This window comes from Streptomyces lucensis JCM 4490 (genome assembly GCF_014650035.1).
In the GTDB taxonomy this organism is placed as follows: domain Bacteria; phylum Actinomycetota; class Actinomycetes; order Streptomycetales; family Streptomycetaceae; genus Streptomyces; species Streptomyces lucensis.
Genome location: NZ_BMUE01000009.1, coordinates 151,080 through 175,800, shown reverse-complemented (window position 1 = coordinate 175,800; position 24,721 = coordinate 151,080). Strand labels below are relative to the sequence as shown.

Annotated in this window: 25 protein-coding genes and 3 pseudogenes; 13 read left to right on the top strand and 15 right to left on the bottom strand. The window is 68.5% G+C overall.

Translation table 11 applies throughout. The annotated features are described in order from the left end of the window. Window positions 1-45: 45 nt before the first annotated feature. Together IE177_RS21655 and IE177_RS21650 are read right to left on the bottom strand one after the other, a co-directional pair. Entirely contained in the window at window positions 46-1,218 is a 1,173-nt protein-coding gene (locus IE177_RS21655; protein WP_190017018.1) for a serine hydrolase domain-containing protein, read from the bottom strand. A gap of 71 nt (window positions 1,219-1,289) precedes the next feature. After that, complete coding sequence (locus tag IE177_RS21650; RefSeq protein ID WP_190017017.1) at window positions 1,290-2,633, bottom strand: NsdA family TPR-like regulatory protein; 1,344 nt, start codon at window positions 2,631-2,633, stop codon at window positions 1,290-1,292. 254 nt (window positions 2,634-2,887) lie between these two features. On the opposite strand from IE177_RS21650, the gene IE177_RS21645 reads away from it, so the two are divergent. The 5 genes from IE177_RS21645 to IE177_RS21625 all read left to right on the top strand — a co-directional run bounded on the left by IE177_RS21645 (window position 2,888) and on the right by IE177_RS21625 (window position 6,095). Continuing rightward, window positions 2,888-3,382 carry an ATP-binding protein gene (locus tag IE177_RS21645; RefSeq protein WP_229816200.1) on the top strand — a complete coding sequence of 165 codons (495 nt, stop codon included), beginning with the start codon at window positions 2,888-2,890 and terminating at the stop codon, window positions 3,380-3,382. 44 nt (window positions 3,383-3,426) lie between these two features. After that, window positions 3,427-3,714, top strand: coding sequence for a hypothetical protein (locus IE177_RS21640; RefSeq protein ID WP_229816199.1), 288 nt, complete (start codon window positions 3,427-3,429; stop codon window positions 3,712-3,714). A gap of 131 nt (window positions 3,715-3,845) precedes the next feature. Further along, entirely contained in the window at window positions 3,846-4,013 is a 168-nt protein-coding gene (locus IE177_RS21635; protein ID WP_004939628.1) for a hypothetical protein, read from the top strand. Window positions 4,014-4,107: 94 nt separating this feature from the next. Continuing rightward, the gene (locus tag IE177_RS21630) at window positions 4,108-5,304 is read left to right on the top strand and encodes a JmjC domain-containing protein (protein WP_190017015.1); all 1,197 of its coding nucleotides are present in this window, start codon (window positions 4,108-4,110) and stop codon (window positions 5,302-5,304) included. Further along, window positions 5,238-6,095, top strand: a complete 858-nt coding sequence (locus IE177_RS21625; RefSeq protein ID WP_190017014.1) for an aldo/keto reductase — start codon at window positions 5,238-5,240, stop codon at window positions 6,093-6,095. Before IE177_RS21630 ends, IE177_RS21625 begins: the two co-directional genes overlap by 67 nt. Here the strand turns inward: IE177_RS21625 and IE177_RS21620 are convergent. Continuing rightward, the gene (locus IE177_RS21620; RefSeq protein ID WP_190017013.1) at window positions 6,083-6,940 is read right to left on the bottom strand and encodes a hypothetical protein; all 858 of its coding nucleotides are present in this window, start codon (window positions 6,938-6,940) and stop codon (window positions 6,083-6,085) included. The two genes, IE177_RS21625 and IE177_RS21620, sit on opposite strands and share 13 nt — an antisense overlap. 97 nt (window positions 6,941-7,037) lie before the next feature. Between IE177_RS21620 and IE177_RS21615 the strand changes: the two genes are divergently transcribed. Both IE177_RS21615 and IE177_RS21610 read left to right on the top strand, forming a co-directional pair. Then, window positions 7,038-7,835, top strand: coding sequence for a class I SAM-dependent methyltransferase (locus IE177_RS21615; protein WP_190017012.1), 798 nt, complete (start codon window positions 7,038-7,040; stop codon window positions 7,833-7,835). Window positions 7,836-7,928: 93 nt separating this feature from the next. Beyond that, a pseudogene (locus IE177_RS21610) lies at window positions 7,929-8,881 on the top strand (FAD-dependent oxidoreductase). 48 nt (window positions 8,882-8,929) lie between these two features. On the opposite strand, the pseudogene IE177_RS21605 reads toward IE177_RS21610, so the two are convergent. Then, window positions 8,930-9,590, bottom strand: a pseudogene (locus tag IE177_RS21605) (nucleotidyltransferase domain-containing protein). A 192-nt stretch (window positions 9,591-9,782) separates the two neighbouring features. Between IE177_RS21605 and IE177_RS21600 the strand changes: the two are divergent. Further along, window positions 9,783-10,136: an SPDY domain-containing protein gene (locus IE177_RS21600; protein ID WP_190017011.1), complete on the top strand. Its 354-nt coding sequence runs from the start codon at window positions 9,783-9,785 to the stop codon at window positions 10,134-10,136. A gap of 159 nt (window positions 10,137-10,295) precedes the next feature. Further along, window positions 10,296-11,117 (top strand): SPDY domain-containing protein, encoded by an 822-nt coding sequence (locus IE177_RS21595; RefSeq protein WP_190017010.1) that lies wholly within the window; start codon window positions 10,296-10,298, stop codon window positions 11,115-11,117. 255 nt (window positions 11,118-11,372) lie between these two features. Here the strand turns inward: IE177_RS21595 and IE177_RS21590 are convergent, their stop codons facing one another. From IE177_RS21590 to IE177_RS21565, 6 genes are all read right to left on the bottom strand, one after another. Further along, entirely contained in the window at window positions 11,373-11,768 is a 396-nt protein-coding gene (locus IE177_RS21590; RefSeq protein ID WP_190017009.1) for a hypothetical protein, read from the bottom strand. Window positions 11,769-11,861: 93 nt separating this feature from the next. Then, window positions 11,862-13,598, bottom strand: coding sequence for a relaxase/mobilization nuclease domain-containing protein (locus IE177_RS21585; protein WP_190017008.1), 1,737 nt, complete (start codon window positions 13,596-13,598; stop codon window positions 11,862-11,864). After that, window positions 13,595-13,948, bottom strand: a complete 354-nt coding sequence (locus IE177_RS21580) for a plasmid mobilization protein (RefSeq protein ID WP_229816198.1) — start codon at window positions 13,946-13,948, stop codon at window positions 13,595-13,597. The genes IE177_RS21585 and IE177_RS21580 overlap by 4 nt, the downstream gene beginning before the upstream one ends. A 357-nt stretch (window positions 13,949-14,305) precedes the next feature. Continuing rightward, window positions 14,306-15,628 (bottom strand): hypothetical protein, encoded by a 1,323-nt coding sequence (locus IE177_RS21575; RefSeq protein ID WP_190017006.1) that lies wholly within the window; start codon window positions 15,626-15,628, stop codon window positions 14,306-14,308. 196 nt (window positions 15,629-15,824) lie between these two features. Beyond that, window positions 15,825-16,526, bottom strand: a complete 702-nt coding sequence (locus IE177_RS21570) for an ATP-binding protein (protein WP_190017119.1) — start codon at window positions 16,524-16,526, stop codon at window positions 15,825-15,827. Further along, window positions 16,523-17,455, bottom strand: a complete 933-nt coding sequence (locus IE177_RS21565) for a hypothetical protein (protein ID WP_190017005.1) — start codon at window positions 17,453-17,455, stop codon at window positions 16,523-16,525. The genes IE177_RS21570 and IE177_RS21565 overlap by 4 nt, the downstream gene beginning before the upstream one ends. A 510-nt stretch (window positions 17,456-17,965) precedes the next feature. Between IE177_RS21565 and IE177_RS21560 the strand changes: the two genes are divergently transcribed. The 3 genes and pseudogenes from IE177_RS21560 to IE177_RS21550 all read left to right on the top strand — a co-directional run bounded on the left by IE177_RS21560 (window position 17,966) and on the right by IE177_RS21550 (window position 20,276). Further along, the gene (locus IE177_RS21560) at window positions 17,966-18,223 is read left to right on the top strand and encodes a helix-turn-helix domain-containing protein (RefSeq protein WP_190017004.1); all 258 of its coding nucleotides are present in this window, start codon (window positions 17,966-17,968) and stop codon (window positions 18,221-18,223) included. A 44-nt stretch (window positions 18,224-18,267) separates the two neighbouring features. Further along, window positions 18,268-18,648, top strand: a complete 381-nt coding sequence (locus tag IE177_RS21555; RefSeq protein WP_190017003.1) for a helix-turn-helix domain-containing protein — start codon at window positions 18,268-18,270, stop codon at window positions 18,646-18,648. 51 nt (window positions 18,649-18,699) lie between these two features. Beyond that, window positions 18,700-20,276: pseudogene (locus tag IE177_RS21550) on the top strand (LacI family DNA-binding transcriptional regulator). A gap of 23 nt (window positions 20,277-20,299) precedes the next feature. On the opposite strand, the gene IE177_RS21545 reads toward IE177_RS21550, so the two are convergent. From IE177_RS21545 to IE177_RS21525, 5 genes are read right to left on the bottom strand one after another with little or no spacing between them, the layout of a single operon-like run. After that, complete coding sequence (locus IE177_RS21545) at window positions 20,300-21,223, bottom strand: S-4TM family putative pore-forming effector (RefSeq protein WP_190017002.1); 924 nt, start codon at window positions 21,221-21,223, stop codon at window positions 20,300-20,302. After that, window positions 21,220-22,104: a CBASS oligonucleotide cyclase gene (locus IE177_RS21540; RefSeq protein ID WP_190017001.1), complete on the bottom strand. Its 885-nt coding sequence runs from the start codon at window positions 22,102-22,104 to the stop codon at window positions 21,220-21,222. Before IE177_RS21540 ends, IE177_RS21545 begins: the two co-directional genes overlap by 4 nt. Next, complete coding sequence (locus IE177_RS21535) at window positions 22,101-22,622, bottom strand: HORMA domain containing protein (RefSeq protein WP_190017000.1); 522 nt, start codon at window positions 22,620-22,622, stop codon at window positions 22,101-22,103. Before IE177_RS21535 ends, IE177_RS21540 begins: the two co-directional genes overlap by 4 nt. Continuing rightward, window positions 22,619-23,086 carry a CBASS system Cap8 protein gene (locus IE177_RS21530; RefSeq protein ID WP_190016999.1) on the bottom strand — a complete coding sequence of 156 codons (468 nt, stop codon included), beginning with the start codon at window positions 23,084-23,086 and terminating at the stop codon, window positions 22,619-22,621. Before IE177_RS21530 ends, IE177_RS21535 begins: the two co-directional genes overlap by 4 nt. Further along, the gene (locus tag IE177_RS21525; protein ID WP_229816197.1) at window positions 23,083-23,937 is read right to left on the bottom strand and encodes an AAA family ATPase; all 855 of its coding nucleotides are present in this window, start codon (window positions 23,935-23,937) and stop codon (window positions 23,083-23,085) included. The genes IE177_RS21530 and IE177_RS21525 overlap by 4 nt, the downstream gene beginning before the upstream one ends. Before the next feature lie 301 nt (window positions 23,938-24,238). On the opposite strand from IE177_RS21525, the gene IE177_RS21520 reads away from it, so the two are divergent. After that, the gene (locus tag IE177_RS21520; protein WP_190016997.1) at window positions 24,239-24,721 is read left to right on the top strand and encodes a helix-turn-helix domain-containing protein; all 483 of its coding nucleotides are present in this window, start codon (window positions 24,239-24,241) and stop codon (window positions 24,719-24,721) included.

The following is a 24,721-nucleotide window of genomic DNA, read 5'->3' as shown; positions in this document are numbered from 1 at the left end:
TCCGGGCGCTCATGCTCTCCGGCGGAGCCATCCCGGATCTTGCCCTCACACGAGCGACCTTCGCACCGCGTCGACCAGAGATGCCGCGCGGACGTCGTCCGTACCCCCCATGATGTTGTTCATCACGTACCCAAAGGCAACACCGTGCTCCGGATCGGCGAAGGCGAGCGACCCTCCTCGGCCAGTGTGGCCGAAGGCGTCTGGCCCCGTCATCGGGTTGCTCTCGGTTGGCAGCATGTACCCGGCGCTGAAGCGGCTGGGGATCAGCATGACCTGGTCCTTCCCGCGGGCCTGCTCCTCGGTCGCTGACGCCAGGGCGTCCGGGGAGAGTAGGCGCACGCCGTCCACCTCGCCGATCAGCGCGGCGTACATGCGGGCAAGAGCGCGTGCGGTGCCGATGCCGTTGGAGGCCGGGAGCTCCGCGGCCTGCACCTCCGGTGAGTCGAAGTCGATCTCGGGCGGGTCGGTGACGGCGTATGCCCTGTTGCTGAATGAGTTCGGGTCCCGCCAAGCGGCGACCTGCTCGCGGAGTTCCTCGGGGACCGACTCGGTGGGCAGGGTGGTGAGGTCGACGTTCGGCCGTTGGTACACCATGCGGCTGACTCGGTTGCGTTCGCTGGCGGGCAGGCCGATGAAAAAGTCCAATCCCAGTGGGGCCGCGATCTCGTCGGCGAAGAAGCGGCCCGGTGAGCGGCCGGACACCCGTCGGATCACCTCGCCGACCAGCCAGCCCCAGGTCCGGCCGTGGTATCCGTGCGCTGTGCCCGGAGTCCAGAGGGGGCGTTGAGCGGCCAGTGCCGCCGCCATCGGGTGCCAGGCCAGCGCCTCCTTCAACGGCACCGGCTGATCCAACGCGACCAGGCCGGCCTGGTGGGACAGGAGCCAGCGCACAGGGATGTCAGCCTTGCCGTTCGCGGCGAACTCCGGCCAGTACTTCGCGACGGGCGCGTCCAAGTCGAGCGCTCCGCGCTGGACCAGCATGTGCGCCATGGTCGCCGTCGCGCCTTTGGTCGCCGAGTAGACCAGCTGCAGCGTGTCCCGCGTCCAAGGACCACCGGTTTCGGCGTCGGCCACGCCACCCCACAGGTCCACCACCGGCCAGCCGTTCCGGTACACGCACACCGCCGCGCCGAGGTCCCCGTGCCGGGTGAAGTTCTCCATGAACGCCGCCCGCACCGGCTCGAACCCTGATGCCACCTCACCGTAGATCGTCGTCATATCGGCCATCCTGGCAGTCTTGCAGCCCTCTTCACCGAGACGGGCTCACCCTGGTGGTGAGACGGTCGACGTCAAACGGCGACGGACAGTTCCTGCAGGCGCTCCCGGAACTCGCACACGGAGGGGACGGACTTGTGCGGCTCCAGCCGTGTGGAGAACTCCTTGAGGCGGTTCAGGGCCCGAATGGAGCTGACGCTGTCCTCCAGGAGTTCGGCGCCGTAGTTCGCGGCGTCCAACGCACCCTCCAGGTCGCCGCCGGCGAGCCGCGCCTCAGCGAGACGGCTTGACCGTACGGCCTTGTCCCGGGGGGCGGCTCTCGTCACGGAAGTCTCCAGGGAACTGGTTGCGCGTTCCACCTGCCCCGAGCGCAACAGGACCTTTCCCTCGGTCGACCGCAGTTGTGCCTCGCCGAACCAGTCGAGCCAGTCGGGGTTGTCGTCCGTCACCTGGCGCTCCCACAGGGAGGTGGCACGGTTGAGGGCCGTTCCTGCCTCGCGGTGGTCGCCGTCGCGTGAGAGGGCCTCTGCCTTGTGCAGGTAGAGGAAGGACTGGGTGCAGGGCGACAGAGAGCGTGGCGCGTTGTCAATGGCGGTCGAGATGAGGTCCACACGCTCGGCGGTGCGCCCGGCCTCGGAGACGTGCACGCCCATCTCGGCGAGGATGAACGCGCCGAAGGCGTCGTCGCCGGCGGTGCGGGCGCTGCGCAGGGCACCGACGTAATAGCGCTGGCCTGCGGATCGTAGGCCAGCGTCGTAGGCCATCCATCCGGTCAGGTGCGACACGCGGGCCGCCAGCGCGTAGAGCCGGATCCTGACTTTGTCGGAGTAGCGGCCACCGTCGAGGAGACCGGTGACCAGAGCCAGGTCGCCACGCGCCTGTTCCAGCAGTCGAGCGCCGCCAAGCTGGTCGTCGAGCGTGCGGAGGGTGCTGATGCGCTGCTCGATCGTCGAGACCATCGTGTCCGTGACCCGGTCGCCGTTGAGCGCCGCGGCCATGGCGGAGGGCGCGTCCACCCAGCTCGCCGCGAGACCGGTCAGGGCGGCTCCTGTGATGGTGAGGAAGCCTCTGCGGTCCATCCGTCCACTCCCCACCAGATCGGACAATGCCTCGACGGTACCGGCCTCTGTCCACGGAGCGGTGAGTCCGGTCACCTCCCAGACAGGGAGCCAGCGGGGCCATCCCTCCGCACGCGCCTGCTCGTACGGGACGCCCAGCAGGTCGGCGAGGACGCGCTGGGCGTCCGCGTCCGGCTCCTGACCCTGTGCCCACTTCCATACAGTCGTCCGGTTGGTCGCGAGCGGGATCCCGAGCTTCCTCCCGTGGTCTTGCATGAGCCGGGCGAACTCGGCCTTGCCCCATCCACGCGTCTGGAGGAGGAAGGTCAGGGGGTGGACTGCTAACGGCTCGGTAGGCACGTCATCACTCCTGTCGTCCGCTCAAGACGTAGGTGGAAGGCTACTTCGCGTGTCCGAGTACGGGGAGGGCGTCCCCAGGAGAAACCCCCTAGAAACGTTCCGGTGTGCCGGGGCACCGCCGTTGACTGAGTATCAGCCGCCCGCGAGCGAGTTCAGTTGAACGCTCGCGGAGCGGCTCCTCAGATCGGCGGCTCCAATCCTGTGCCCCCCCGTCGGGGATGGAGCCGCTCTCCAGTTCTTCGGAGGCGTCCGACATGCCCACGCTCGTCCATCGGTTCGTCCTCGCGGGTATCGAATCCGAGGTGCCCCCGGCTCGGCGCGAGATCGTCGACAAGGTACGCGCATGGGGTGTGCCGCTGGACGAGGAGACTGCCGACGCCATCCGACTCGTCGCATCGGAACTCATCACCAACGCCGTGGTCCACGGGGCGGGGCCGGTCACCGTCACCCTGTTCAACCGGCCCGGTCGCTTGGTGATTGATGTCCTGGACGGCGATCCGTCGGTTCCGCGGACACGGGGTGCCCAACCGGACGACGAGAACGGGCGCGGCTTGGCGTTGGTCCGACTGCTCTCGGCGCGCTGTGCCTGGGAGCCCGTCGGCGCCGGTAAGCGGGTATGGGCCGAGATGGCGCTGCCTATGGCGGTGGAGACGAGCACGGCTGCCGCTGGACCGCGTGGCTTATTCGCGATGTGGGCCAAGCACCGGGATGGGGCCGAGCCCAAGTCGCTGACAATGGGGGTCGCCTGATGGGGAGGCACGCAGTACGAGCGGCTCTGTCTCCAGAGCGCGATGTGGTCTTCCGCCCCACCCGCCGCGACATCGACCCCGTCACCGGCGAGCCGACGGCCTATGCGCTGTGGGACAGGCATGAGTGGCAGACGCATGGCGAGTGCTGGCTGTGGTGTGGCCGTGACGACGTCGAGGTGACGTGGATCGGGCCCGTCCGGTCGAGCGGCATGCACGCGGCTCTCTTCGCGTGCCGGGCGTGCCTATACGAACTGGACCAGCGCGTCCTGGAGGCCAACATGCGTCAGGACGCGGCCGTTCTGCCGATGAGCGGTCAGTCCATGCGGACGTAGGCGCAGAGCTGCGGCTCACGGGGCCGCCCAATGACCGCCGCCTCACGGAAATCCATCTCTCCCACGGCCGTGAGGCGGCCCTGACCTTCCGCCGGAGTCCCGGCGGGAGACCCAAGAGGAAGGAGCACGAGGTGGAAGAGCGCACGGCACCGCCTCCGGCCCGTAGCGGCCTGCTGATGGCGGTCGAGGAGCTGACCGCCGTCCACGACCGGTACGACAGCCTCCGGTCCGACAACGCCGGAAGCTCCGGCGACGCGCCGTGGCCGGGCGGCGACGGCAACCTGCACGACAGCGAGTAGGCACGCGCGCACCAAGCGGCTGGGGCCGGCACGTCTGGCCGTGCCGGCCCCAGCCGTGTCCACATCAGGCGACCACACCCTTGGAAGGACAGCGATGGAACATCGGTTGATCAACGCGATCGAGACAGCACTCGGGTGGAGCGGGGCCGAGGAGCTGGGCAAGGGTTTCGCGCGGGGCGGTCTGGAGGACCCCGCGCTCCTCTCCCGCCTCCTGACCCCCAACCGGCTGCTCGACATCGCCATGCGCAGGAGCCTGAACCGCCCGCAGTTCCGGTGCTTCCAGAAGGGTGTGGAGGTGCACCCGGCTGTCTACTACACAGACAGCGTCAGCCCCCGGGGCCAGAGCATCCCTATGGTCAACATGCGAAGCCTCGGAAACCTCCTGCGAGAAGGCGCGACGCTCATCCTCGACCAGGCCAACGTCTTCGACCCGACGATGGAGGTCGCGTGCCGGGCGTTGCAGTGGTGGTCCCATGAGCGTGTGCAGGTCAACGCGTACCTGACGACGAACGACGCCGCTGGCTTCCCCCTGCACTGGGACGACCACGACGTCGTGATCGTGCAGCTGGCTGGCGAGAAGGAATGGGAGGTGCGCGCGGCTTCCCGCAAGGTCCCCATGTACCGGGACTCCGACCCCAACACCATCCCGAGCGACGAGATCATCTGGTCCGGAGTGATGCGGACTGGTGACGTCATGCACATCCCCCGAGGCCATTGGCACCAGGCGACCAGGACCGGCAGCGGCTCGGGGAAGAGCCTCCACGTCACGTTCGGCATCACCAAGCGCACCGGCGCAAGCTGGCTCGCCTGGCTAGCCGACTGGAGCCGGGAGCACGAGATCTTCAGGCACGATCTGGACCGCTGGCACGTTCCCGACAGCGCGGCTCTGGCCGAGGCCGCCACGGCACTGCTCGGCGAGCGCTCCCCGGCCGACTATCTGGCCGCGTACGAGCAGGAGACGACCCTGCCCAGGCATGTGCCGTTCCTCGACATCCTCGGGCCGCTCGACGCCGTCGTGTGCACCACCCACTTCCATCCCGGGATCCGGGAGAGCGGGGAGACCGTCGATGTCCTGGCCTCGGGGAAGAGGCTGACCCTCGCGGCCAAGGCCCTGCCGGCGCTGCGTCTGCTGTTGAGCGGCAGGCCGGTCGTGCTGGAACAGGCCGCGGCCGTCGCAGGGGCCGAAGTGGTGGAGGTCGCCGAGATCCTGGTGAAGGAGGAGCTGTGCGCGGTCCTGACCCCCGAGTTGTCCTCGGGCTACACCGGTCTCGTCACGAACGCCGGCTCCTGACCGGGGCGCTGGACCTGGGCGTCACCGCGCTCGACACCAGCACCAACTACCTTGGCTTCCGCTCGCACCAGGTCCTGGCTCGGACAGCCGGTGACCTGCTGCCGAAGTTCACGGTCTCCACGAAGGTCGGCTACTTCCCGGGGTCCGACGGGGCGGAGCACTCCCTGGATCCCACGCGGCTGTTTTCGGCCGTGGAGGAGGCGGCCAAGAACCTGGGGCGGGAGCCGGACCTGGTGTTCCTGCACAACCCGGAACACTCGCTCCGGAAAGCTGTCCCGCACGACAAGGATCTGCTTGCAGCGGCGTGCACCGCCCTGGATGACGCCAAAGCTAAGGGGCTGTGCGGCGCCTGGGGGGTCGCGTCGTGGGATCCGTCACCGGTGCTGAGCGTGGTCGACCTGACCGTGCCGAGGCCATCGGTTCTCATGGTGCGCGCCGGCTTGCTGGTCGGCACCAGAACGCTGGCCGCGGCGGACAACCTCATCGATGCGTGGAATCTGGGTTGTGGCGAGGTCTGGGGGATGAGCCCCTTTGGGGGCAGCACCAGTGCCTCGGTGTGGGCCAGGTTGGACCCGCGCCTTTTCCTCCGGGACGGCCGTCGGCTCTCCCGCGTCCAGGCAGCATTCAGAGTCGCCTACCATCTCCCGCGGGTCGGCTCCATCGCCGTGGGAACCGACGAGCCGACCCACTTGGGGGAACTCGTCGGAGCTCTGGCAGGCCAGGTGGAGGAGCGGACCGTCCAGGAGTATCGGAAGCTCCTCCGCGACCGCTCGCCTCATCACTCTGCTTGAAGTTCCTCGATGACTTGCTCGGCCGTGCGCTGTGCAGGCTCCAACCGAGGATCCTCAGGGTGCGCGTATGGCCCAAGGATCTTCGAGCAGACGAACAGCGTCATCAGCTTGCCGTCCCGGCTCTCGAAGTCCCGCCGACGCTCCTGCCGTACACGATCGGCCAGAGACGGGACGGCAAGCGAGCTCGCCCACAGTGAGGCTGAGTCCAGTCCCTGTGGGGCGTTCCCCCAGTCCTCCCAGTCGAAGAGGCTGAACACCGGCGCCGTGACGTTGGCCCAGTTCAGGTCGGCGTGGGCGGGGACCCAACGCTGGACGGTCGTATCGAAATCGCCGGGAAAGACAGCCCGAATGGCCTCGGTGACTGACGTCTGGTTGATGGTCTCGGTGTCGGGTGTGGCGACTCGCCTTGTCTGGTGCGCTGCGAGCGCGTCCAGAGAGGCGTTCAACCTGTCCCACCACTCGTCCGAAAGTTCCGGGGCCTCACTCAGAATGGCGTTTCCGACTGGAGCGGCGGGCAGAAGGTCAGTTTCGTCGGCCCGCCACATCACCTGTTCGTTCGTGTCCCGCCAGACCATGCATCCCCGCCATGCCGGCTGGGCGACGCCGTCCAAGCGGGCGGCGCACTCCGCGCCGTTCCATCCTTGATCGCTGATCTTGTCAAGCAGGCGTCGCTCGATGCGGACCCAGGTCTCGCGGTCGGTCCGTGCTCCCACAGACCGACGCTTGCGTACCACCGTTTCCGGTAGGAAACGCACCTGCAGAGACTGGGCCACGCGATCCAAAACCTCGTCAACTGGCCGCACGCGTAGGTCAACAGTCTGACTCGTGGAGACCGAGAGCGTCATACAGGCGACCGTAGCAGCGGGGCAGCGCGAGGTAGTCAAACACGAGAAACCAACCGCTACGTTCGGTTACACCCAGTACCTCAGGGGAGGAGATCACATGAGCCTGTTCGCTGGAACCGCCAGCTACTACCGTCAGTTCCGCCCTGGTATCCCGGAAGACGTCGCCGAGACCCTGGACCAGGCTGCTCCGCACCGGTCCCGCGGCCAGCGTCGCCTGCTGGACATCGGCACCGGCACCGGACTGGTGGCTGAGGCGCTGCTCGGCCACTTCGACGACATCATCGCCATCGACAGCGACGCCGACATGCTGGCTACGGCCGAGTCGGCGCTGCGTCCGAAGCTGCCCGAAGGGACGCGCCTGCCGCTCGTCGAGAGCACCGCCGAGGATTTCGTGCCGCCTGCCGGCTGGAAGGCCGACCTGGTCACGATCTGCCGCGCGTTCCACTGGCTCGACCAGACCGCCGTCCTGGCCCCACTGGACGACCAGGTTGCACCCGACGGTGTCGTGGCCATCCTCGGGGACAGCAGCTTCTGGACCGCGACCAACCCCTGGAAGGAGGCAGTGCGGGATGTCATCAAGACGTTCCTCGGCGAGGAACGGCGTGCCGGTTCCGGCACCTTTCAGCACCACAGCCGCCCGTACAGCGAGATCATGGAGGAGTCGCCCTTCGGCCGGGTCGAGGAGGCGCGGATTCCCGTGCACCGCACCTGGACCGCTGAGAGCATCCTCGGCTACCTCTACTCCACCTCTTTCGCCGCACCCCACCTTTTCGGCGATCGACTGCCGCAATTTGAGATCGCGGTCAAGGAGCGGCTCGCGGACTTCAGCGAGGGCGACACCTTTCCGGAGGAGAACGAGTTTCTGATCCGCTTCGGGCGGCGGAGCGGGAGGTGAGTGCGACGGCACGAGAGGTGTTTTGGGACAGGGGCAATCACGGACTTGCGCAACATGCCCTGTCGAAGTTACCCGGTGCATAGGGTCGGCCTCGTGACCGCAGGGAAGCACGTTGTCGTTGTCGGGGCTGGGTTGGCTGGGCTCACCACGGCCGTCGTTCTCGCCGAGGCCGGGGCTTCGGTGCACGTGATCGCCGAACAGGTGCCTGGTGTCACGTCGCTGGCGGCCGGGGCGATGTGGGGGCCTTACCTGGTCGAGCCGAAGGACAAGGTCGAACAGTGGGGACAACGGTCCCTCAAGATCTTCCGGGAGCTGGCCCAGGACCCGGCGACGGGCGTCCGGCTCACCAGTGGCATCGAGGCATCCCGCACGGCCGAAGCCGCGCCGGAGTGGGCCACCACTTTGCCGGGTTTCCGACCGTGCGAGCGGGCCGAACTTCCGGCCGGGTTCACGGCGGGTTACCGGTTCACCGTGCCACTGATCGACATGCCCACCCACCTCGACTACCTCCTGCGCCGGCTCCGCGATGCCGGGGTGTGGTCGAGCAGCGACGGCTGACCTCGCTCTCGGACGCCGGTCCCGCTTCGGCGATCATCAACTGCGCGGGCCTTGGCGCAAGCAACCTGGTTCCGGACCCTGACCTCCGGCCCATCCGCGGCCAGCACGTCGTCGCTACCAACCCGGGGCTGACCGAGTTCTTCTCCGAGGACACCGGCCTCTCCCCGGACCTCCTGTGCTTCTACCCCCACGGCGACACCGTCGTCCTGGGCGGCACAGCGATCGACGGCGAGGGCGATCTGGCCTCCGACGACAAGGGGGCTGTCGGCATCCTCGCCCGCTGCGCCGAGGTCGAGCCCCGACTCGCCCAGACCCGTGTGCTGGAGCACCGGATCGGCGCTCGACCGACCCGCGCCACGGTCCGTGTGGAGGAAGAGGTGCGGGAGGACGGCACCGTGGTCGTGCACAACTACGGGCACGGCGGTGCTGGCGTCACGCTGTCGTGGGGGTGCGCCGAGGAGACTCGGGCGTTGCTCTCCGTCAAGTGATCTGCATCTGGAGGAACAGCCGTTGCGACGTCCGCAGCGTGGGATCGTTCAGGGATCTCCAGCACGTTCGTAGCCGACCCACAATCGGCCGCCGGCCTGCCCGAGCACCTCGTCCACGACGGCCACGAGGTGCTCGACCCTCCCGCTCAGCACCTCCTGCAGGCCGTGGTGGAGGCGTGTGCTGAGCCCTGGCGCGGTCGTCTCAAGACGGCGTGCCAGCCACTTCCCACCGCCACTCCACGACCCGCCAACGGCCAGCGCCAGCTCACCGGTGCGTCGGACCAGTTCGGTCGCGATGAACAGGCACTCGCTCTGGTCGTTGCTTCCTGCGAGGTCGTCCAGGAGGTCCGTGATCGCGTAGCGGCGGTCGTCGATCTCTTCCGTCGACACCGGGGGTAGTCCTGCGGCGGTCAGTTTCCGGGCCTGTGCGGCGAGGCGCGCTCCGAAGCAGCGGTGACCGGCGCTTCCGTAGTTCCCGTTCGACGTAGGCGTGCCATGTCGCCTCGGTGTGCACGAACATCTCCACCGGCCACTCGGCGTAATGGAGGCTGGTCCGGTACGGGGCTGGGGCTCCGTGGAGCAGGACGACGATGTCGAGGTCCGACGTGGCCGTTCGGCGGCCCGTCACGATGCTGCCGCCCAGGAACGCGGCGCGTGCTTCGGGGTGCCGTTCGTCTACGACGGCGCGTGCGGCCTCGATCGCGTCCATGCGGCAACTATCAGCACTGGCCCCACCGCGCGCACGCCGTTTTTCGCAGTTGGACAGCGAGGTCTCGCGCTCTGCGTATCAGTTCGCCGGGGGCAGACAGCAAAGATCCACGAATGACTGGCCAGCGCCGCAAGGGCATGTGAACCTAGACGACCTTCTTGTAAAAAGACCAGGTCAAAGAGGTGATTGCCCGTGACTGCGGCGCCCCAGGGGCCCGGATTCTCCACCACCGTCGAGGCCCTGCGGCTGCGTGAGTGGCTGCTCGGCCCGGCTCAGGCCACGCTCGTGATGGATCAGTTCTCCGCCGACGACTTCCACCTCGTCGTGGACGACCGCGCGGACGTACACGTCAACTCGAAGGACGGGCGCTTCTACCTTGGATGGTTCCCGCTCGGGCGCCCTGGCACCGACGGCGAGGGGTGGAAAATCGCCGTAACCGGAACGGCCAAGGTGCGCGGCTACCAGATTTCCTTCGACACCGAGACGCCGGCGGAAGTCGTCGCCGCCGCAGTGACTCGTGTACTGGAGACTTCCCAGCAGCTGTGACAGTAGAGGCCCGACTCGGACGGCCCGCCGCCTACCTGGCGCAGGGGAGACGTGGGGACACGGGATTGGTCCAACCCGTCACCCAGAACGCCGCACAGCCAGCCTGGCACGCCCATCCAGCTTCGCGTACCAGCTGGCAGCACAAAGACTCCCAAGCCCTTGGAGGCATACCTGCACCCCGACTTCCCGTTCGGCCCACCCAGCCCGACGAACGTCCCGTCCGCGTACTGGGTCGGTCCCCGGCACCTGGCTGGTGACGACGGACGCCTGTACGACTCCGTCGCCGAAACACTCGGCAGATTGGGTTGGACCAGCCTGACGATCGTCCGCGGGCGCCAGGAGCCGGAAGAGGCGCCGGACGACCGTCAGGTCCTGCGCAGCACCGTTTTGCACATCAGCCCAGACTCCCTGCGGTGGGCGCAGTGGGTCCTGCCGGACGAGCCGTTCCACTTGGGGAACCTGCCGATCGCCTGGCAGGTGTCCGCTCGTACGGACATGAGCAGCCCGCTCGCCCAGTGGTCGGCCTACTTCACCCCCGATGTCCCGGGGGAGGTCCTCGCCGGCTTCCTTGCCGCGCTCGACGCCCGCGATCAGCCTGCCCTGTCGCTCGGTGGTCCCGAGCTGGTCCTCGACGCGGTTACGGCGCGCGGTTGGCTGCTTGACGTCGACCAGCCCGGCACGGGCGCGGTGGATCCGACGTTCGCCTCCCACGTCCGCCTCGGTGAGGTGCCGCCCCTCATCCAGGATGGCGACCCACTGGCACTGTTGGCTGAGGCTGACGAGGCGGTCCTGGCCGGGTGGCAGGCGTGGGCCGAACCGGTGTTCGGCGCTGGCTACCTGTGGGCCGCGTCGTTCAGCAGCAGCGTGCCGCACGACCTCGTCGCCGCCTTCGCCGACTCCCTCAGCTCCAGCGCACCGGTCCTGCGCCGGGTGCTGCCGGAGAGCACACGCGACCGGCTCCTGCGCGCTCCAGCCAGCTAAGGGCCATCCAACGCCTGGAAGCCGGACCTCCCCTGGGGGAGGCCCGGCTTCGTGCTGCCTGCCTTGGTCGGCGTCTGCGTGACATCACAGTCCGCGGTTACAGGGAGCGGTCCGTCCCCACGCCCGGTGTTTCGTTCAGCGCGACGAGTCCTACCGGTTATCGCTTGGAACGCACACGCCTCTGTGTCAGATGCCGACTCGGTCTTGGGAGCCACTCACCAGCGCGTTGGGGAAGCGCCGGCGCGGGGCCCAGGCTCAGAGGGCGTACGGGGCGAAGGGACGGACTGGTTCGACGATGAGCCCGAGGAGGTGATCGAGCTCGGCTCGCTCCTCCTCGTTCATGAGCTCGACGGCGTTGCCAAGCTTCTTCTCGGCGAGCCGCTCCATGAACGGGGCCAGGAAGCGCTCCAGAGCATCCGGAGCTTCGTCCACCGTGCGCCGGTACTCACGGTATCGCTTGAACTGCTCCTGTATCTCTTCGAACTCGACGCGGGTGGCACTGAGGACCAGGGCCCGTTCCTCCTTGCTGAACGGGCGCCCGTCGAGGTGGTTCCACGTGTTGGTCTCGCGCTTGCGCTTGATGTCCGCGTCGCAGAGCAGGACGACGATCTCGGGCCGGGCTTGGGTTGTGGGCGTACAGGTGCTCCTCACAGGAGTGGGGTGGGTGGAGGCATAAATGATCCGGAGAATCGGCGTTTTGCCCAACCGCCGATCGTCGGCTATATTCCGCCGGCTTTTCGCTGGTCAGCGCCGACGGCTGGGGTCGTTCAGGCCGCCCTGCTTCGGCAGCGCGCGGGGCGCCGCCGACCCTTGGCGTCGGCTACCTCGCGCGGGTGTGTCGTGAGGGCGCTCGGGCAGGGCAGGCAGGTGGGCGCTGCGGCGCAGCCGCCAGACGAGGACATCGCTGATCGAGGTCGCGGTGTCGAGCTCGCGCCGCCGGGCAGCGTCAGCCAGCAGAGCCGTCGGGTCATGGCCGGCTCTGCGGGCGTCGTCGAGGGTGGCGGCCAGGGCGGGCCAGCCAGGTTCGGTCTGGATCCGTGCGGCCAGGTCCGGCAGCACCTCGTGCAGGAGGTCGGCTTGCCGCTGCCGGGCACGCAGGGCCAGGCGTTGGCCTCGCTGGCGGAGGACGGCCATGGGCTCACCTGCGGCGGCTTGGTAGGCGGCGCGCAGGTGTTCGGCTGCTTGCCGGGCTGCTGCGGCCTGCTGGCTGTGGTGCTTCTTCGCGTGCCAGTTCGCCGCGGCGATGGCGAGGAAGAAGGCCATGTCGATGAGCATGGCGGTGGTGGCGCCGTCTTCGCCGCGGCCCAGGGCGGGTCCGCTGTGGACGAGGTCGCGGGCGGCCTGGCGCAGGGCGCGGTCGTGCCCGCGTACAACCTTCACGTGGGAGCGGCTGGCCCGCTCGAACACGAAGGCCGCCTCGCGGAGTTCAGCGCGGGTGTGGGCGGCGGAGGTCTTGGCCAGCGCGTCCAGGACCTCACCCGCCGCAGCGATCTGGGCCGCTGCCGTGCCGTCGTCACCGTGGTCGATGATCAGAAGGGCCTGCCAGGTAGCGGCGGCGGCCCGGCGCCGTGCGAACGCGGGACCTGTCACGTCCGGCAGAGCGGGCTGCTCCGGCCCGGAGCCGTCCGCCGAAGTGGGCTCCGCGGGAAGGGCCCAGCGTTCGCGGATGCGGGGCAGGGACAGATCGGGTGCGAGTTTCGAACCGGAGTAGAAGACCGGCTCCCCGTCCTTGTTGCGGTCATCGGGCAGCGCGACCTTGTAGCCGAGCAGATCACCGGAGGGCGCGACGCGTTTGCGGATCAGCAGACCGGCGGCGGCCAGGCGGTCGAAGAACTCCTCCGTGGAGGCCGTGCCAGCAACGGCGCGGCGCACGGTCTCCCGCAGCTCCTCCCGCGCGGTGCGCTCGCGGCCTTCCCGTTGGGCTTTGTGGTGTTCGGCGCTGGTGGGCCGCCGGGCGGCGGTGCCGTCGCCGGTGTGGAGGCGGCGGAGCCCGTAGTCGATCTCGATCTTGCGGGCCTCGGCCTGGGAGCGTTTGCCGTCCTGGCGGAGGCGGGCCTGGCGGCCGTCCTCGCGGACGATGGTGGCGATGATGTGGATGTGGTCGTCGGCGTGCCGGACGGCCGCCCAGCGGCAGGCGGCGTCGTCGCCGTCGGGGGCGATACCGGTGGCGGCGACCATCCTGCGGGCTATCTCGCCCCACTGCTCGTCCGACAGGATCGGGTCTTCGGGGGCAGCGCGTACCGACAGGTGCCACACGTGCTCGGCGGGCCGCCGGCTCTCGGGCAGGGCCATGACCGGCTGGTCGAGCAGCCGCTGGAGATCACCGTACGTGGCGCCGGGGTCTCGGCCGGGATCGGGGGCAAGGCCGTCCCAGGCTGCCACCAGGTGCGGGTCGACGTGCTCCTCATGCGTGCCGGGTCCGTACAGGTAGTGGAGCAGGCCGATGGTGCGCGTGCCCCTGGCGTGGACGCGTGGGATCACGCAGCCATCCTGTGGTCCAGGTGCTGCTGGGTGAAGGCGTCGACGCGCTTGGCGGCGCGCTGGACAGCGGCGAGGACCGCCTCGGCCTGCGGGGCGTCGGCTCCGGAGTTCAGTGCTTTGGCCACCTGGTTGAGGTTGTTGCCGATCTGCCCGAGGTGTCGCCGCAGCGCGAACAGCTCCTGCAGCATCTCTTTCTCGCCCGCGATGTCCGCGGCGGTGCGGTCGAGGTCGCGGGCAGCGTTGAGAGCCGAGCGGGCAAGGAACCCGGCCACGCTCATGTGGCACACGGCGGCTGCCCGGAGGAGGAGTTGGTACTCGTCGTCGTTCATGCGGCAGCTGGGCTGGTGCATACGCTTCTTCTCATCACGCAGACGTTCACGTTGTTGCACACGGGGCTTCGACGGGGCAGCGTGAGCGCAGTCGGTGCTGTGGCAGGGACGCGGTTCTTCCCATTCAGGATGCGATCCGCCCTCGGTCGCATCCTGACGGGTCGGCGCCTCCCGGTGCCGATCCGCTCCCGCCGCTGCCGACGCGGGAGAGGCAGGAGCATTGCTCCCGACGGGAGCAATGCTCCTGCACCAACTTGCTCCGTCTGGGGCAGGATTGGACGGCAGGCATTCTTCGGGGGCCATGGGGTCTTCGTGGTGCGGGGTCTGCATGGGGCCTTTCAGGTCGGGGTGTGGTCGGGAGTGCTGGTGCTGCGGGGATCAGCGGGGTGGATGGCCGGCTGCGGCTTTGAGCTGGGCCTTGAACTCGCGGACGACTCGTCCGACGCCGTCGCTGGAGACGGTGTAGCCGGCGGCGCGCAGGGCGTCCTCGACCCGGTTGCGTCCGACGCTGCCGGTCTCCTCGTGGATGCGGCGAGCGTGCTTGAGGATGTCCTCGTCGGAGGCACGGGCTTTGCCAGCGTCGCGTTTCTTCCGGGCAGCCGGTTTCCGCTCGCACCTGCCCGAAGGGCTGCCCGAGGTCTTGCCCGTGAGCGCCCGGCTGTCTTCAGTTTCTGCCCGTGCGGGCGGCCCGGGCTCCGGGCGGGCAGGCTGCGGGCGGGCAGCCGGAGGGACCTCGTCGTCACCCGGATCTGACGGGTGTGGGCGGGCAGTTTCCTCTGCCCGGGGCAGTTGTGCGGTGCGGCCGGCGCGCGGGCTGCTGTGCCCGGATTCCCGGGCGGGGTTGGAGGCCGGGACCTCCCATCGCGGCGGCAGCGTGATGGAAGCGAGGCCGAGGGCCTGCTTGCGGGTGGCGAGCTTGCGCAGCAGCAGCTCGTCCTGGAGCGGATGCCCGTCCACGCCGGCCCGCTCCAGAGCCTCGTGCAGGCGTTCCGCCAGGCGTCGTTGCCGCCGCTTACCGCGCCGGCGGTCGGTCATCGACTCGGCGCGCAGGATCAGGGCGACAGCTTCGCTCAGCGCGCGGTCGCGGATGAGGCGGGCGGCATCGGCGTCCTGGTCGGCGATGCCGAGCCGAGCCAGGAGGCGTTCGCGTGCCTGGCGGACGAGGACGGCGGCCAGGCCGCGTGAGGCCGCGTCGGGGGCGCGGTGGCGCAGCTCGATGCCCATGGCCAGGTGCCACAGCATCGCGGCCATGACCGGGCCGACGAAGGCTCGCACGGTGCCGCCGACCGGCCCGGATTCGGCGTAGGCGGGCAGAGCCTGGACTGCGGTGATGACCCAGGTGAGGGTGCCGGGCAGGCCAGGTGCCTGCCTCGGGCCGTTGAGGTTCTGCCGGGCCATCAGGGCGGTGGCAAACAAGGCCAGCTCGGCGGCGGCGAACATCGCGACGCGCTCGGCGGTGCCGCCCATGTCGAGGTAGTCGGCGGCGAACCGCCAGCTGGTGTCCGCGCTGTACGCGGTGCAGCCGAGGGCGGCCACGGCCGCGACCGGCACCGCGGCGGTTCCATGCCAGCGGTGGGTGTGATGCCGCCGGCGGCGCTGCTGGCGGATCAGCCATCCGGCGAGCAGGCCGAGCACCACGGGCGGGATGAGGAGCGCCACGGTCATCACCGGGGAGGTGGCCCAGTCAGGGAGAAGCGGCATGCCGCTGATCCGTATGGCGAGGGGGACGGGGCTGAGAGGAAGCAGGAGGAGGCTCCAAGGCGTCGAGGATTGAGGGCGAAGGGCGATTCGACGGAGCGCTGAGCAACCGCCTACGCGAGTGGCTGGCGCGGGCAGGGCTGATGTGAGCGCAGGTGATGCGGCGGGGTCGGCCAGGAGAGGGCGCTGAGGCGGCCAGTCAGGCGGCGGGCGCTGTGCGGCGTCGTCGGTCGGGGCCGTCGAGGATGACGCGCTCCGTCATCTCGGCGAGGCGGGAGGCGACGCGGTCACCGAGGGTGACGCGCAGCTGCTCCATCGGAAGGTTGGTGGTGATGAGGGTTGGGAGCATGTGCTCGTACCGGTGGTTGATGAGCCGGTAGGTCAGCTCCTCGGTCCATTCGCTGGTCTTGGCCGCGCCGAGGTCGTCCAGGAACAGCAGCGGGCAGCGCACCAGGGTCTGCAGCTCCCGTTCGCCGTCGTGGCCGGCGCGGGGGCGCAGGCGCGCGTGGAAGTCGGCGGTGGTGGTCGCTTCCCAGCGCAGACGGACCCCTCGGGCGAGCAGGGTGCGGATGGCGCCGTACGCCTGGTACGACTTGCCCGTGCCCGTGGGGCCGGCGATCAGCAGCGACGGGCCCTCAGCGATGCCCGGCCCACCGGGGCCGGGGCGTCCGGCGCGCGCGATCTCGTCGGCCCAGGCGGTGACCTTCGGGTGGTCGGCCAGGGCGCGGCGGTAGCGGGCGGGGATCCTGGCGTCGGCGAGTTCCAGCGCGGTGACGGGCTCGGCGCGCCCGTCCTCGACGGCAGCGGTGGCGAGGTCGATGCCGCGACTGGCAAGGATGCCGTTGAGCCGGTCGGCGAGCGGGCCGACCCGGTGGGGCTCGCGGGTCAGGGTGGCGGTCAGAGGTCACCTCCGTAGGCGGCTTCGACATCGGCGGGGTTTGTCCACGCCCTGTGGACAACCGGCGTGGCGGGGGCCGCGTTCATGGCCTCGTGCACGAGGCTCGGCAGAGTGCTGGGGTGCAGGCCCTTGGCGCGGTGCCGTTCCAGGCCGGCCCGGATGTGGGCGGGGGCGATGCCCTCGCCGAGCAGCTTGCGCACCTCGCGAGCGAGATGGCCCAGGACGTCCTTGGGCGGACGGTGTGTACAAGCGGCGGCGTACTCGGCGATGAGCTCGTTGGCCGAGACGGCGTGGGGTGCGGGGGCGCTCGCGCCCCCCGAAGGGGTATTTCCTAGATCCATGATCCTAGGTCCTAGATCCGGACGCTGAGGCGTCACCGCTCCCTCACTGAGCCCTCCCCGCTGCCTCACGGAGAGCTCACTGAAATCGCTCTGACCTGCTGTTTCGCCATCGGTGACCGGATTCACCGCAGACTCGCGTATTCGCCCGGAGTCCTCACGGAGGGCTCCGTGAGGCTGCGGTGCGGGCTCCGTGATGCCGACTCCCGCAGCCGGCGCATCAACGCCGGGCGCGGTGCGAGCCTGCGTGTCGTGGTGCGGGCAGGCGGGAAGACGGCTCGCGCTGGGGCGGTTGATCTTCTGATGCTGCCGCCAGGTGACGATGTGCAGGTAGCGCTTGTCGCCCGGGCCCTTGTAGCGGCATATCAGCCCGGCGTCGGCAAGCTGGGCGAGGTCCTGCTCGACAGCGCCAGGCGTGTGTTCCGGGCGCAGGACCCACAGCTGCCCGGCGATGATCGCGGCGTGGTCGCGGTGGCGCCCCTGGTCGTCAGCCTGAGTGAGCAGGCCGAAGAAGGTGCGCTCGGCGGTCAGGGAGACGGCTGCCAGGGACTCGGAGACGAAGGCTTCCGGCTTGATGGTGCGGATTCGTGCCAAGAGGGGCGGTCCTCACTCGGTGGCCGGTGGGCTGGGCGCCCACGGTTCACCGTCGGTCGGGGGCGGAGACGGGTGTGAAGAGCGGGGATGTCCGGCCGTTGACGCGGGAGCGTTGATGGCCGCTCGCGCTTTCCGGGGTGTCGTCAACATAGCCACACCCACGGCGCGCAAGTCCAGCCCTATCCGGCGCAATCTCTCACGGCAGAAATGCCGCTGGAAATCGAGACGGAGAGGGCGGTGCGAAAACGGTAGGGCACGATTGGCGGTTGACCAAATAGTTGCCCTGCATCCCGAGCCATAAGGATCACATCGGCAAGCCGTTGACGTCCTGCGAGCGACGAAGCTACAACACAACACCCCACGTCAGAGAGGCTCTCTGGTGTCGGGGCCCGTTCGGGGATCCGGCCTTGCGCAGCACCCCGACCGCCTCGCTCACCGATTGAGCGCGGCGTAACATAGCCGACGATCACCGGTTAACCAAACCGGCGAATGCACGCTACAACTGGAGCCATGGCAGCACGATCTTTGGAAATCGGGCCCGCAGGAATGCTGGCGGCTCGCACCATCGAAATCCTCCGCACGGAACGCGGCCTTGGGCAGCGCCAACTCGCCGCGCGGTGTACCGCTTTGGGCCGTCCTATGTCCAACACGATGCTGTCCCGCATCGAACTCGCCAAGCGGCGATGCGATATCGACGACCTCGTCGCCATCGCCGAAGCCCTGCAGGTATCACCCGTCGCCCTCCTCCAGCGCCCGGGCGCCACCTGAGCCGCCCACGCATCCCTCCCGCCTCGCGACCAGGAGCCGCCCCCTTGCACCGACCCACGCCCGCGCCCGTCCCCCACAGGCCGTCCGACGCCCCTCCACCCCGCCTCTACCGCCCCGAGGAGATCGCCGACACCCTCGGCTGCTCGGCCTGGTGGGTCAAGGACCGAGCGCGACGGCGCCTGATACCGCACACCCGGGTCGGCCGCGCCTACCGCTTCACCGCCGAGCACCTCGCCGAGATCATCCGTCTCTACGAGGAGCGGCCGGCACAGCCTGCGCAGACAGCCGCCCGGGCGACCGAGCCGCTCTCCGAGCCCGGTACGCAGACCGGCTCGACGCAACGTCGCCGCCCTGTCGTTGCGCCGGCGACCCACCTGCGGGCCCGCCCGCCGCGTCGACAGCAGCAGTACGGCACTGTCGCGTGACCCGATCCAATCTGCCGTAGACGAAGACAAGGAAGAGGGGGACAGCGGGACTTGGGTTTCGCGGAGAAGCGCGGAAACTACTGGCGCGGCCGGTACAAGGTCGCGCCTGGCAAGCACAACACGGTCGTGGACGAGAACGGCAAGGCGATCAGGTTCGCCACCAAAGGCGAGGCCCAACGGGCAGCGGCCGAGGCCGAGAACAAGTACCGTCGCGGCGACTGGCGCGACCCGGCCCTCGGCCAGGAGACCTTCGGCGAGTACGCGAACCGCTGGTACGAGGCCCAGGACCTGGCCGCCTCCACCATGCAGAACTACAAGCGCCACATTGAGGAGCACCTGCTCCCCGACTTTGAGGACAAGGCGCTCGCCGGCATCCTGCGCACGGACGTCGACCTGTGGGAGAAGAAGGAGAAGGCCCTTTACGCGGCCTCCAGCGTCAAGACCTGGCGCTCAACGCTCCACCTGATCTTCGAGGACGCGATCGACGAGGGCCTCATCACGTCCAACCCAGCCGCTAGGCGACGCGGACGCGGCAAACGCGCTGGCCGCTCCCGAGACCGTGGCCCGGAGAAGGTGGTCACCGACGCGCTCGGCATCCTGCTGACCGCCGAGCGCGCCGCCCTGCTCTCCGGCCGCGACGATGAGTTCGTCGCCGTGGTCCTCAAGGGGTACACCGCCATGCGCTGGGGCGAGATCGTCGGCCTGGAGACCGCGTTCGTCCGTCCTGGAGCCGTCCGGGTCGAGTGGCAGCTGTACGAACTCGACACAGGGGAGTTGGTGCGCTGCCCGCCGAAGGACGACAGCTACCGCACCATCGACCGATGGACTGGCTGTCCGCGCTGGTCGCCGACCACATCGCCCGCACGAAGCCCAAGCCATGCCCCTGCCACGGCAAGACCTACGTCTTCCAAGGGCAGGGCGCGGCCCGCACAGGCGGCCACCAGGGCGCGAAGCTCGTCGACGTCGCCCGTCGTGCCGGCGTCTCGACCGGCACGGTGTCCAACGCGCTCAACCACCCCGAACGCGTCACCGAGGCCACGCGAGCGAAGGTCGAGCAGGCCATCGCGGACCTCCGGTTCGTGCGGGGCGGTGTCGTGCCAGAGCATGCCGCCCACTGGCGTAGGAACGGTTTCGCGACCTGGCTGTTCACGCCGGCGGTCTCCGGCTGGTACCCGAAGAAGGCACCACAGGAGCCCCGGCCGGTGCCCCTACTCGGCGAGCCGTGGCCCGGTGTCCCGGCACGGGGACGGGGTGCCAGCGATCGGGCCGACGCCTGCTGGCTCCCGATAGCCAAGGGACTCACGCCCCACGGCCTTCGCCACACCCACCGGACGATGATGGAGGACCTGGGCACCGAGAAGGTACTCATGGACGAACGCATGGGCCACATCGACGGCTCGGTCTCAGCGCGCTATGCCCACGTCACCCCAGGCATGCGCAAGCGCCTCATGCTGGGGCTGACCGAGCAGTGGGAGACGGCACTTGACGCCCGCCTCGCGATGAGCCCCAAGTCACCGGTACGCATCCTCGATGGACTTCTGCGAGCGCGCCGGGAGCGCTTCAGTAGCACAGGACGAGCGGTTTCAAGGGGTATACCGGCATGCGCAGGAGTGAGGACAGATGTGTGAGGAGCCACCGGGCCTGACTGGGTTCAGGTGGGGTCAGAGGAGGACCGCAGCGTCGCAGTGCCGTCGTTTGTGACGGCGGCGGTCTCCCGGCGGCGCAGGCCATAGAACCAGTTGGGTACGGGTGGCCCGTCGCGGCGCAAGAGGTAGGTGGCGTCCTGGAGACGCCGACATTCCTGGACGGGAACATCTCCGGGCCTGTCCTGGTGCTCGTCCCATACGTCGTGGATATCGTCTTCGACTTGTCGGCGCTTAGTGGACTGCTGCCAATGGCTTTGCGCGAGTTCGATGGTGTCGAGGAGCGCAGGGGTGCTTGGGAGGAACAGCGCCACGAGGAAGGTGAGCAGCGTCATGTCGCGTACGAGGGCGAAGATGACGATCGAGAGGGCCCACGCACTGCCGCTGATCGCAAGAAAGGTACCGTAAGCATGGTGGTCTCGGCGGCTCCAGACGGCGCTCTGACGCTGGCACAGGAGGACATCGCCCGGCCAGGGGGTGTCTCCCAGTTCAATGCTGTACCAGTCAAGATAGGGCCCGCGGTTACGGATGTGGCGGGCGGCTGAAGAGACGTCGTCCGGTACTGGTGGGCGCCCCGCGACTGCTTGGTTCCACGGCAGGTGGAAGAGCTTGGTGTCGTACAACTCCTGGATGTCCAAAGCGCTTTGGGTGGCGTTCCGCTCAAGCCCTGACAGTACGGTTCTGCCCAGAACCAGCCAGACAGCAGCGACCGCTCCGCGGGTGCCCGTGCTTCCGGGGAGGAAGACCGCGAACAAGGGCGCAGTCAGGGCCAGAAGGACGTTTCCCCAGGTCTTGACGCGACGCCATCGCAGTGCCGTCTTGTACAGGTGGGAGTAAGCCAGCAGCCTGTTTAGGTGCTCGGGTTGGTCCTGGCGCTCCTTGATCCGACCGGAGGCACCGGGCGGTACTGGCCACTGCTGCCCCTGGGTCATGACTTGACGAAGAGAGGGCCGAAGAGTTCCTGCCACTTCGCCAGTGCCTCGCCGGTGCGGCCCGAGCGCTCCAACCGGATCGCCTCGGTGCACACGGCTTCCGCCGCGCGTAGGGCACGCTGGGCGGCTTCAAGCTTGCCGGGCTCGCCGTCGAACATGTCGGAGACGTCCGGGCCGAGGCGTGCCGGGTCCGGCCACCGCTGAGTAATGGCGCTGATGGCCGTGGTGAAGAACTGGCGCAGTTCCAGGGGATACGGCCCCACCCAGGCACCTGTGAGGAGCTTCAAGGCCATGACTTCGATGAGGAAGGACGCCTCGATGGGATGATCGTGGTTGCGGTTCCACGTCTTGACCATCTTGACAACGGGCTTCCATCGCTCGGAGAAAGCCTTGTTCGCCTCGGTCGTGAGTTCCGCGTGCACCTTGGGGTTGGTGGGGATCCACTCGGCGAGTACGTCGTCGGGGATCAGGTAGTGGGCGTCTTCGGCAAAGCCTGGCACGACGTCGAAAGAGACCACATCGCCAGTGAGGTCGTCGACGAGCTTCACTCCGAAGTCGACGCGTACGGCGCGCCGGTCGCAGCACACGCGATCCTCACCGTAGATAGGGGCCAGGACCTTGCGTACGGCCTCAAGAACCTCGTGGGGATGCAGGTCGAGGTAAGCCGTGTCCTCAAGGACGACCATGATGTCGACGTCCGCCAACGGCTTGGTCTTGGTGTTGCGCCGGTAGGCACCGGTGAGGAAGGTGTCTTCGACATCGAGAGCGGTCTCAAGTTCCCTGCGGATGCTCTGCTGTCGGTGGCTGGCCTTCTGGGACTCCGTCTCGGTGATCTCCAGATTCCGGCGGAACTTCTCGAAGGCTACGGGGATGCTCATCATGATGCCGTCCGGGTGTAGTAGGAGAGTCCGGCGCCCAGACTTCCGCCGCCGATGGCAGTGCCGACATCGTTACGGGCGAATCCGTTGGTGGACCGCAGGTTGGTCGTGGACCACCCGGGGACGTCCGGGCGTCCTGCGCTGGTGGTGGCGATGAAGCGGTAGTCACACTGCGAGGGGAAACTGCCTGCCTTGCGCACTGTGTAGTGGACGGTCTCGGGATCCAGCCACAAGTCACCGTCGCCGTTGGGGTAGTACCCGTAGTCGATGGTGAAGTCGAACCGCCCGACGAGATCGTCCCCGTACCCCAGGCGAGGGTCGTAGATCTCCATGACGAGGGCTCGCAGGTGCTGGGACTCGAGCCAAGCGGCGATACCGGCCTCCAGGACGGTCCACTGACCGGTCAACCTAGCTGGGTCGAGGCCGCTCGATTTGACGATCTTGCGAAGGCTGTTGATGAGGCCGGTGGCCACGTGTGTGGCCGCGTAGGCATGCGTGTTGACGCGGACGGCGGTGCTCATGGCGCCTCCAGCTCGGCGGCATTGATCACGATCCGAACCCCGTGCGCCTGGCCGCTCGCGGTGTCGTCGACGTCGTCGTCCAAAGACCGGACCGTGATGTGCGAGTGTCCAGTCAGGGCCGCGCGCAGTTCGTCGAGGTCATCCGCAGCGCAGGGCAGCGACAGCGTCCAACCCGGCTGGTCCAGAGGGCGGGACATCAACGGGGTTTCGTCCTCGGCGGCGTCGAAAGCATCGGCACCGTGGACCGTACGGATCCGGATGCGTGGCCCTGTCACGGGCAGCACCACGATCGGGGCACTGCTTGTGTATTCCTCGGCGATGATCACAGCACTAGGACCGCCGGCCGACAGCAGCGTGGGTCGGGCCGGGCTCCCCTCTGGCGCGAGAAGATCGACGATGGCTTGCCAGGTTTGGGACGAAGTGCGGTACGGCACGGACGCGATGCGACGGGCAGTGACGCTCATGAGGTCTCCCGAGCATGGCCGATGGCGTCCAGGAGGTCCTGAGCGGTGACGCGGTTCGGGTCGCCTTGTGCCTCCGGATTGCGGGAGCACGCGGCGGCGACTGCCTTACGGAGTCGCCGACCGTCGAGTCCCTCGGCGTGATCGGCCGCCACGTCGAGGGAGTCGGCCGTCAACAGGGAACGAGCACCGGGAAAGGCGGCGACGATCGCCGTGACGGTGTGCTCCAGGATCCAGCGGCGGGCTGTCCGGTCGGGGAGCGGAACACGGATGACGGTGTCCGCGCGGGAGGTCAGGGCCGGGTCGATCGCGTCGGGAAAGTTGCTCGTGGCGAGGACGAAGACGTGGGGGTGCCGACGCGCGAGGCGATCGAGTCCGACCAGGGCCGCGTCTACCGCACGGTGTACGTCCACCGGGTTGGCGTCCATGGACAGGGCTGCGCGGTCGGTCAGCAGGGTCTCGACCTCATCGACGAGCACAACGAGAGGGCCGACGCTCGCCGTTTCGTCGAGAACAGTGCCGAAGAGATTTTCCACGCTGCGCTGGCTTCGGCCCAGCGAGGCACTGGCCAGGGCATGAGGGTCCACCTCGACGAACACCCAGGGGGGATCAGAAGGAAGACCTCGGGTGATCTTGTCGGCGAGTCCGCGGGCGACGGTGGTCTTGCCCACGCCCGGCTCGCCGGTGAGGAGGGTGATGCCGTGCAGGGGTACGGCATCGAAGGGGACGGCCTGACGGAGCTGGATGCCGGCCACAGCGCCGCGGAGCATCCGGTCCTTCATGTCAGTGGGCAGTGCGATGCTCGCCCATGCCTCTTGAAACTCCGTGTCAGGGAGGAGCCGGGCGTCCGCCACTCCAGGAAGCGAGGCGTCAGGGAGGGCGCGGTGGCCGATAGAGAGAAGTGCGGTGTCGCTCATCAGGCGGTCCTTTCCGGATCCACGACCAAGACGAACAGAAGTGCACAGCGGTACTGGAGATCCGGAATACAGCTAGGGGGACCAGCAGTGACTCAGACTGTACGGCATGTACCGAACGAGGTACAACCAGGTTCTGGGGCGCATAGTGGAGGGGTGGAGTGATCGGCCCCAGGTGATCGTCTTAGAGTCGCCACGCTACGGTGCGCTGGAAGGGATCCAGCGGAGGGAGGTGGCCGGGATGGACGAGCCCATCGATATCGACGCACTGCAGACGCTCGTGCAGCAACATCGTGCACATCTGGGTTTGAGCCTGCGCGCGGCGGCGGAACAAGCCGATGTGCCGTTCAACACTCTCGCCAGGGTCGAGAAGGGGCACCTGCCCGACCTCGCTAACTTCACCAGGATCGTCGACTGGCTGGGACTACCGCCTGAGCGTTTCTTCCAACCGACGCGGCTTCGCACGGAGAGCACGCCGGACGTCATCGCCTATCACCTGTCGCGTGACCCCAACCTGACCGAGGCCGCCGCCGAGAAGATCGCTGGGCTGGTAAAGGAGCTCTACGGGAGCCTGGCTGTGCGTGAGACCGAGGTGAAGGTGCACCTGAGGGCGGCGTCGACCTTCACCCCTCAGGCCAGCCGTATGCTCACAGATCTGCTCAGCGCCATGCAGACCAAGCTGATGGCCTCCGGAGCGGGCGAATCCGCTCGGGAAGGTGGCTAG